This window comes from Pseudomonas sp. RIT-To-2 (genome assembly GCF_029623465.1).
Taxonomy (GTDB): Bacteria; Pseudomonadota; Gammaproteobacteria; order Pseudomonadales; family Pseudomonadaceae; genus Aquipseudomonas; species Aquipseudomonas silvicola.
The window spans coordinates 1-8,936 of sequence record NZ_JAPYKM010000076.1; the positions used below are offsets into that span (position 1 = coordinate 1).

7 protein-coding genes are annotated in these 8,936 nt (G+C 64.1%); all 7 read right to left on the reverse strand.

Annotated elements, in window-relative coordinates; genetic code table 11:
• Positions 1-73: 73 nt before the first annotated feature.
• Entirely contained in the window at positions 74-559 is a 486-nt protein-coding gene (locus tag QBK88_RS30380; RefSeq protein ID WP_277964995.1) for an RDD family protein, read from the reverse strand.
• 84 nt (positions 560-643) lie between these two features.
• Positions 644-856: a cold-shock protein gene (locus tag QBK88_RS30385; protein WP_007977299.1), complete on the reverse strand. Its 213-nt coding sequence runs from the start codon at positions 854-856 to the stop codon at positions 644-646.
• A gap of 371 nt (positions 857-1,227) precedes the next feature.
• On the reverse strand, positions 1,228-2,349 hold the full coding sequence (gene gcvT, locus QBK88_RS30390; RefSeq protein ID WP_277964996.1) for a glycine cleavage system aminomethyltransferase GcvT: 1,122 nt from the start codon (positions 2,347-2,349) through the stop codon (positions 1,228-1,230).
• A 31-nt stretch (positions 2,350-2,380) separates the two neighbouring features.
• Positions 2,381-3,757, reverse strand: coding sequence for an L-serine ammonia-lyase (locus QBK88_RS30395; protein ID WP_277964997.1), 1,377 nt, complete (start codon positions 3,755-3,757; stop codon positions 2,381-2,383).
• Positions 3,758-3,926: 169 nt separating this feature from the next.
• Positions 3,927-6,773, reverse strand: coding sequence for an aminomethyl-transferring glycine dehydrogenase (gcvP, locus tag QBK88_RS30400; RefSeq protein ID WP_277964998.1), 2,847 nt, complete (start codon positions 6,771-6,773; stop codon positions 3,927-3,929).
• Between the two features lie 10 nt (positions 6,774-6,783).
• Positions 6,784-7,161, reverse strand: a complete 378-nt coding sequence (gcvH, locus tag QBK88_RS30405) for a glycine cleavage system protein GcvH (RefSeq protein WP_277964999.1) — start codon at positions 7,159-7,161, stop codon at positions 6,784-6,786.
• 282 nt (positions 7,162-7,443) lie between these two features.
• On the reverse strand, positions 7,444-8,936 hold a 1,493-nt coding region (locus QBK88_RS30410; RefSeq protein WP_277965000.1), incomplete at its 5' end, for a sigma-54-dependent transcriptional regulator.

An 8,936-nucleotide genomic window follows, 5' to 3' on the forward strand; every position in this document is an offset into this window, starting at 1 on the left:
AAAAGCAAAAGCCACAGCAAAAGCAAAAGCCACAGCAAAGGCAACCGCAGAAGCTACCGCTTGGCTGCGATGGTCAGCGCGCTTTCTTTGGGATGTGCACCAGCTGTGTCCCCGAATACAGGTCATGCCAGCCGCGCTTCTGCTTGTCCACCAGGGCCCACCAGAACCCCGCGCCAAAGCACAGCCAGGAACCGATGGCCACCACGAACCGCAGCAGTGCCTGCCAGAGGGTGATGGCCGTGCCGTCCGGGTTCTGCACCCGCACACCCCACACTTGCATGCCCAGGGTCTGCCCGGCGTGCATCCAGAATTTGGCAAAGAAGGCAAACAGCGCGCAGAACAGCAAAGTGGACAGGAAGGGGTCACCGTCCAGCGCGCCAGACTCGGACAAGGCCCGCAGCCGCGCCTCGCCAATGAAGGCCATCATGATCAGTTTGTACACCAGCGTGGTCACCATCAGCAGCGCCACGCACAGCAGGAAATCATAGAACACCGCAGCCATGCGCCGCCCTAGCCCGGCCGGTTGGAAGTCCCCTTGGGGGCTCAATCGTCTGGTCATCCTTGGCTCTCCAGTCACAGGGTCTTATCGCAGGCACAAAAAAGCCCCTGGCGTTCCCGGCAGGGGCTTTTTTTCAGCAACGAATCAAGCTTCGGCTTGGACTTCGTCAGCTTGCATGCCTTTCTGGCCTTGAACGGCGATGAAAGTCACTTTCTGGCCTTCTTTCAGGCTCTTGAAGCCGTTGCCCTGAATAGCGCGGAAGTGTACGAACAGATCCGGACCGCTTTCTGGAGTGATAAAACCAAAACCTTTCTCGTCGTTAAACCACTTGACGGTACCGCTCTGACGTTGGGACATTTTCTTATTTCCTTGGAACTTGAATTGATGACAGCTTCTTTCAGGTGAAAGAGATACTGGGCTGGGTTGCAGGAAAGTAAGAGACGTCGAACGGGTTGTAGCAAAGCTCAGAGCTACTGCCCAGGTCACGAACCATAGCGACCCATGCAAACACAGTGAGGAAACTCTACGCTAACTTCAGACAGAAAAACAAGCCCTCCGCTACGCCGCTTTTCCACCTTTTTTACGGCCGTTCGAGCCTTTTCCTACGGGGTTTTTCCCACTATCGCCATCGGGTATTTTCGAATGGACTAAGGCCAGTCCGATATCGAATAAAACACCCGCAACATGTCGGTTAGGTGACAGCCCGACAGGCCGTCACCCAAGGTGCTTCAACCGCGGTAGTAACGCTGTGCCACGAACGGCATCTTGCTGACCTTCATTGCTACCTTCTTGCCGCGCACGATCGCCCATACCGGGGTGTCGAGGGTGGTGTGGGCGCTGTCGACATAACCCATGGCCACTGGGCCGCCGAGGGTCGGGCCGAAGCCACCGCTGCACACGGTGCCGATAATGGCACCACTGTCGTCGACGATTTCAGCGCCCTCGCGCACCGGCGTGCGTTCCTGAGGCAGCAGGCCGACGCGTTTGCGGGCTACCCCTGTTTGCTGTTGGGCGAAGATTGCCTCGGCCCCGGGGAAACCACCGGCACGCGCGCCGTCGGCGCGGCGGGTCTTGGAGATCGCCCACAGCAGGCTGGCTTCGATCGGGGTGGTGGCGGTGTTCATGTCGTGGCCGTACAGGCACAGGCCTGCTTCCAGGCGCAGGGAGTCGCGGGCGCCCAGACCGATGGCGGCCACTTCCGGCTCGGCCAGCAGGCGACGGGCCAAAGCTTCAGCGCTGCCGGCGGGCACGGAGATCTCAAAACCATCTTCGCCGGTGTAGCCCGAGCGGCTGACGTAGCAGTCCACCCCCAGCAGCGACACGGGTGCGAACTGCATGAAGGTCATCTGCGCGACCTGTGGCGCCAGGCGCGCCAGCACGGTGACCGCCGCAGGGCCTTGCAGGGCCAGCAAGGCGCGCTCCTCGAACAGGGGTTCGATGCTGCAGCGCTGGCCGATGTGAGCACGCAGGTGGGCGAGGTCCTGGTCCTTGCAGGCGGCATTGACCACCAGGAACAACGTGTCGTTGCCCAGGTTGGCGACCATCAGGTCGTCGAGGATACCGCCGGTCTCGTTGGTGAACATGGCGTAGCGCTGCATGCCCACGGGCAGGGCGACGATGTCTACCGGTACCAGCGTTTCCAGTGCGCGGGCAGCGTCGCTGCCGGTCAGGCGGATCTGGCCCATGTGCGAAACGTCGAACAGGCCGGCCTGTTCACGGCTGTGCAGGTGTTCCTTCATCACGCCCAGCGGGTATTGCACGGGCATGTCGTAGCCGGCGAACGGCACCATGCGCGCACCCAGTTCCAGGTGCAAGGCGTGCAGTGGGGTCTGTTGCAGTTGTTCGGACATCGTGTGCTCCAGCATTCGAATAGGGGGGGCGTCAGCATTCGATGATGTTGACGGCCAGGCCGCCGCGGGCGGTCTCTTTGTATTTGCTTTTCATGTCGGCGCCGGTCTGGCGCATGGTGCGGATGACCTTGTCCAGCGAGACGAAGTGCACGCCGTCGCCCCGCAAGGCCATGCGCACCGCGTTGATGGCTTTCACCGAGCCCATGGCGTTGCGCTCGATGCAGGGCACCTGCACCAGGCCGCCGATGGGGTCGCAGGTAAGACCCAGGTTGTGCTCCATACCGATTTCGGCGGCGTTCTCCACCTGTTGCACGCTGCCGCCCAGCACTTCGCACAGCGCCCCGGCGGCCATGGAACAAGCCACGCCGACCTCGCCCTGACAACCCACCTCGGCGCCGGAGATCGATGCATTTTCCTTGTAGAGAATGCCGATGGCGGCGGCCGTCAGCAGGAAGCGCACCACGCCATCCTCGCTCGCCCCGGGAATGAAGCGCATGTAGTAGTGCAGCACCGCCGGCACGATACCGGCCGCGCCATTGGTGGGCGCGGTGACCACGCGCCCGCCGAAGGCGTTTTCCTCGTTGACGGCCAGGGCGTAGAGGTTGACCCAATCGAGCACCGACAAGGCATCGCGCAACGACGCCTCGGGGTTCTTGCACAATTGCCGGTGCAAGGCCGCGGCCCGGCGCTTGACCTTCAGCCCGCCGGGCAGGATACCTTCGTTGCGGCAACCTGCCTCCACGCAATCCTGCATCACCTGCCAGATGTTCAGCAGGCCGGCGCGGGTCTGGGCTTCCGGGCGCCAGGCGCCTTCATTGGCCAGCATCAATTGGCTGATGGAGAGCCCCTGGGTGCTGCAATGGGCCAGCAGTTCCCTGGCGGTCTTGAAGGGGTAGGGCAGCACCGTGGTGTCTTCGACAATGCGGTCGGCGCCGGCCGCGCCCTCGTCCACCACGAATCCTCCGCCCACCGAGTAGTACTCGCGGCTGCGCACCTGCAGGCCGCTTTCATCGAAGGCGCGGAAGATCATGCCATTGGGGTGGAACGGCAGTGGCTTGCGGATCATCGCCAGGTGCTGCTTTTCCTGGAAGGCGATGCTATGCACGCCCAGCAGGTTGAGCCGGCCGCTGTCGCGGATGGCCTGCAGGCGGTCGTTCACGGTACTGGTGTCGACGGTATCCGGGTGCGAGCCTTCCAGCCCCAGCAACACGGCCTTGTCGCTGCCGTGGCCTTTGCCGGTGGCGCCAAGCGAGCCATACAGCTCGACCTTGACGCTGGTGGTGGCGCCGAGCAGGTCATCGCGGCGCAGGCCCTCGACGAAACGCGCGGCGGCGCGCATGGGCCCCACCGTGTGGGAACTGGAGGGGCCGATGCCGATCTTGAAGAGGTCGAAAACGCTTAAAGACATGGACGTGCTCCAAAGACTGCTTCGATTCGGCGCAAACGCAGCGTAGCCGCTGCCGTAGGCTGCGCTGGCCCTTGAGGGCACTGAAGATCTCCAGTGGCCATGCAGGCCAGCGCAGCCTGGCGGCAGCGGCTACAGGGTTGCGCTGTAGCCGATGCCAAAGGCGCCAGGCTTAATCCTGATACGCCTCGATCGACGGGCAGGCACACACCAGGTTGCGGTCGCCAAACACGTTGTCCACACGCCCGACCGGTGGCCAGTATTTGCTTTCGATCAACGACGCCAGCGGGTACACCGCCTGTTCGCGGCTGTAGGCGTGGGTCCATTCGCCCACCAGTTCGGCCGCGGTGTGCGGCGCGTTCTTCAGTGGGTTGTCGTCCTTGTCGAGGCTGCCGCTTTCCACCGCGCGAATTTCCTCGCGAATGCGGATCATGGCGTCGCAGAAACGGTCCAGTTCAGCCTTGGATTCGCTCTCGGTCGGTTCGATCATCAAGGTGCCGGCGACCGGGAACGACATGGTCGGGGCATGGAAGCCGAAGTCGATCAGGCGCTTGGCCACGTCGTCGACGCTGATGCCGCTGCTGTCCTTCAACGGGCGCAGGTCCAGGATGCACTCGTGGGCCACCAGGCCGTTGCTGCCGGTGTACAACACAGGATAGTGCTCTTCCAGGCGGCGCGAGATGTAGTTGGCGTTGAGGATGGCCAGTTGCGAGGCGCGCTTGAGGCCTTCGCCGCCCATCATGCGGATGTACATCCAGGTGATGGGCAGAATCGAGGCACTGCCGAACGGCGCGGCGCACACTGCACCTTCTTTGCGCTGCAGGGCGCCGTGGCCGGGCAGGAACGGCGCCAGGTGCGATTTCACGCCAATCGGGCCAACGCCCGGGCCGCCACCGCCGTGGGGAATGCAGAAGGTCTTGTGCAGGTTCAGGTGGGAAACGTCGCCACCGAACTTGCCCGGGGCGCACAGGCCGACCATGGCGTTCATGTTGGCGCCGTCGATGTACACCTGGCCGCCGTTGTCATGGACGATGGCGCAGATTTCGCGGATGCCTTCCTCGAACACACCGTGGGTGGAGGGGTAGGTGATCATGATCGCGGCCAGGCGCTCGCGGTGCTCGATGGCCTTGGCGCGCAGGTCTTCGATATCGACGTTGCCGCGCTCGTCGCAGGCGGTCACCACCACGCGCATGCCGGCCATGTGGGCGGTAGCGGGGTTGGTGCCGTGGGCCGACGACGGGATCAGGCAGATGTCGCGACGCTCGTCGCCACGGCTGTGGTGGTAGGCGCGAATCGCCAGCAGGCCTGCATATTCACCCTGGGAGCCAGCATTGGGCTGCAGCGACACGGCGTCATAGCCGGTGGCTTTGCACAGCATGGTTTCCAGTTCGTCGGTCAGCAGTTGGTAGCCTTTGCTCTGCTCGGCGGGCGCGAAGGGGTGCAGGCTGCCGAATTCCGGCCAGGTGATGGGGATCATCTCGCTGGCGGCGTTGAGCTTCATGGTGCACGAACCCAGCGGGATCATGGTGCGGTCCAGGGCCAGGTCCTTGTCGGCCAGTTTGCGCAGGTAGCGCATCAGCTCGGTTTCGGAGTGGTAACGGTTGAACACCTCGTGGGCCAGGATAGGCGACTGGCGCAGCAGGCCGGCCGGCAGGCTGCTGGCGCTGCTGGTGGCCAGGGCGGCGAAGTCCGGCAGGTCGCTGCCGAACAGGGCCCACAGTTGTTCCACATCGGCCTGGCGGCTGGTTTCGTCCAGGGACAGGCCCAGGCGCTGGGCGTCCACCTCACGCAGGTTCAGGCCGGCGGCGCGGGCTTTGGCGTGCAGCTCGGCGGTGGCGCTGCCAGTGGCCAGGGTCAGCGTGTCGAAGAAGTGTTGCTGTTCGACCTTCACGCCCATGGCGCTCAGGCCCTGGGCCAGAATCGCCGTCAGGCTGTGGGTGCGCTGGGCAATCCGGGCCAGGCCGGCCGGGCCGTGGTACACGGCGTACATGCTGGCGATGTTGGCCAGCAGCACCTGGGCTGTGCAGATGTTGCTGGTGGCCTTCTCGCGGCGGATATGCTGTTCGCGGGTTTGCATGGCCAGGCGCAGGGCAGTCTTGCCATGGCGGTCGATGGACACGCCTACCAGGCGGCCCGGCATGTCACGCTTGAACGCGTCGCGGGTGGAGAAGTAAGCCGCGTGCGGGCCACCGAAGCCCAGCGGTACGCCGAAGCGCTGGGCGCTGCCGATGGCCACGTCTGCACCGAACTCGCCAGGCGGGGTCAGCAGGGTCAGGGCCAGCAGGTCCGCCGCCACGGCTACCAGGGCGCTGGCAGCGTGGAAGCGCTCCACCAGTTCGCGATAATCGAAGATGTCGCCATTGCTGGCCGGGTACTGCAGCAGTGCGCCGAAGAATTCGCTGACATCGGTCAGGCTGGCTTCATCGGCCACCACCACGTCGATACCCAGAGGCTCGGCACGGGTGCGCAGCACGTCAAGCGTTTGCGGGTGGCAATGGCTGGACGCGAAGAAGCGGTGGCTGCCCTTGTTCTTGCTCAGGCGTTTGCAGAAGGTCATGGCTTCGGCGGCGGCAGTGGCTTCGTCCAGCAGCGAGGCGTTGGCGATCGGCAGGCCGGTCAGGTCGCTGATCAGGGTCTGGAAATTCAGCAGGGCTTCCAGGCGGCCCTGGGAAATTTCTGGCTGGTAGGGGGTATAGGCGGTGTACCAGGCCGGGTTTTCCAGCAGGTTGCGCAGGATCGGCGCCGGGGTATGGCAGTTGTAGTAGCCCTGGCCGATGTAGGTCTTGAACAACTGGTTCTGCGCGGCGATGGCCTTGATGGCGGCCAGTGCCTCGGCTTCGCCCTGGCCGGCAGGCAGGTCCAGAACGCTGGTGCCCTTGATGGTGTCGGGAATGACGCTGGCGGTCAGCGCATCCAGATTGTCGTAGCCCAGGGTGGCCAGCATGGCGTACTCGTCAGCGGCGCGTGGGCCGATGTGGCGAGCGATGAATTCGTTGGCGGTGGTCAGTGGCGTGGTCATCGGCGAATCCTCAGGCCTGGGCGGCGATCAGGTTGTCGTAGGCCTGCTGGTCCAGCAGCTCGGCCACCTGGCTGGCGTCAGCCGGGATGAAGCGGAAGAACCAGCCGGCACCCAGCGCGTCTTCGTTGACCAATTCAGGGCTGGCGTCGAGCTCGCTGTTCACTTCCACCACTTCGCCGTCCAGGGGCATGTTGATGCTGCTGGCCGCTTTCACCGATTCGAGTACCGAGACTTCGGCGTCCTGGGCATAGGTAGTCAGTTCCGGCAATTGCACGAACACCACGTCGCCCAGTGCGTTCTGGGCAAAAGGGGTGATGCCGACCGTCACGCTGCCGTCCGCTTCGACGCGCAGCCATTCGTGTTCGACAGTAAAACGCAATTCGCTCATGGAAACTCCTCGGGCCAGATGACGGCTGGCGACGCAATGGGTGTGCCCGGGCATGCGCCTGGGCGGGGTCTGGGGGTTCTATAGCAAGTTCGTTGCCAACCTGCGATAGCCCCGGAAAACAGGGGCTTGCGCGGGGTTTTCCAATGGTTGGGGCGCTATGCCTGTAGCGAAATCGCTACAGGCGCCGGGCGAGAAAAAAGCCATTGTGGATCAGACCCTTGGGAATGGGCCTTGGCGAGGGTATGGAACGAAATCGTGACGTAGTATCGATTTCGTTCCAGATTACTTGCCGCTGATACCGTATTTGCGCAGGCGATGGGCAATCGCGGTGTGGGAGGTCTGCAAGCGGGTGGCCAATTGGCGCGTGGAGGGGTAGCTGACGTACAGCTTTTGCAGCAATGCCTTTTCGAAGTCATCCACCGCCTGTTCCAGGCTATCCACTTCCCCATCGCTGGCCTGTCGCGCCACGGAAGTACCGGCGATGTCCAGGTCGCCAATGTCCACCAGCGGCCCTTCGCAAATGGCGGCGGCGCGGAAAATCACGTTCTGCAATTGGCGCACGTTGCCCGGCCACCGATTGCCCAGCAGCGCCGGATAGGTGGCGGGCGCCAGGCGGCAGATAGGCCGCTGGATCTGGGTACAGGCCTGTTGCATGAACGAGCGTGCCAGCAGCAGGATGTCCTGGCCGCGCTCGCGCAGGGGCGGCACTTCCAGGTTGAGTACGTTGAGGCGGTAGAACAGGTCTTCGCGGAACGCGCCTTCGCTGACCATCTTTTCCAGGTCGCGGTGGGTGGCGCTGAGGATGCGCACGTTGACCTTCACTTCGCGGTCGCCCCCCACGCGGCGGAAGCTGCCGTCATTGAGAAAGCGCAGCAATTTGGCCTGCAGGTAGGGCGACATCTCGCCGATTTCGTCGAGAAACACCGTGCCCTGGTGCGCCAGTTCCATCAGCCCGGGCTTGCCGCCGCGCTGGGCGCCGGTGAAGGCGCCGGGGGCATAGCCGAACAGCTCGCTTTCGGCCAGGTTCTCCGGCAGTGCCGCGCAGTTCAGCGCCAGGAACGGTGCACTGTGCCGCGCGCTGATGGCGTGGCAGGCGCGTGCCACCAATTCCTTGCCGGTACCGGTTTCGCCCTGGATAAGCAACGGTGCGTCGAGCGTGGCCACCCGCTGGGCGCGCGCCTTCAGGGTACGGATCGCCGGCGAGTCGCCTAGCAGCGAGTCGAAGCCTTCGGCGTGGTCATGGTGCAGCGCAGCCAGGCGTTCGCCGATGCGGTTGGGCGGGTACAGGGTCAGCAGCGCCCCGGCATCGGTGATAGGGGTGGCGTCCAGCAGCAGGGTCTCGCCGTTGACGCTGACCTCGCGCAGTGGCAGGCGGAAGCCCTGGTCGAGCAGGGTGTCGAGCAGGTTCGGGTCCTGGAACAGCTCGGTCACCGACTCGCCCGCTGGCTCGCGGCCGTAGAGGCTGATCAATGCGGGGTTGGCCAGCAGCACCTTGCCGGCGCTGTCCAGTGCCAATACAGGGTCGGTCATGGCGGCCAGCAACGCGTCGAGCTGCAGGTGGCGGCGTTGGCCGGGCAGGATGTCCACCACGCTCACCGACTGCACGCCACCCACGCTCAGCAGCGCATCGCGCAGTTCGTCCAGCACCCTTGGGCTCAGCGTGGGTGCATCGATATAGACGTTGGGCGGCACCATTTCCACGGCATCGAGGTTGAGGTTGCGGGCGCCCAGCAGGGCCAGTACTTCCTGGGTGATACCGACTCGGTCGATGAAAC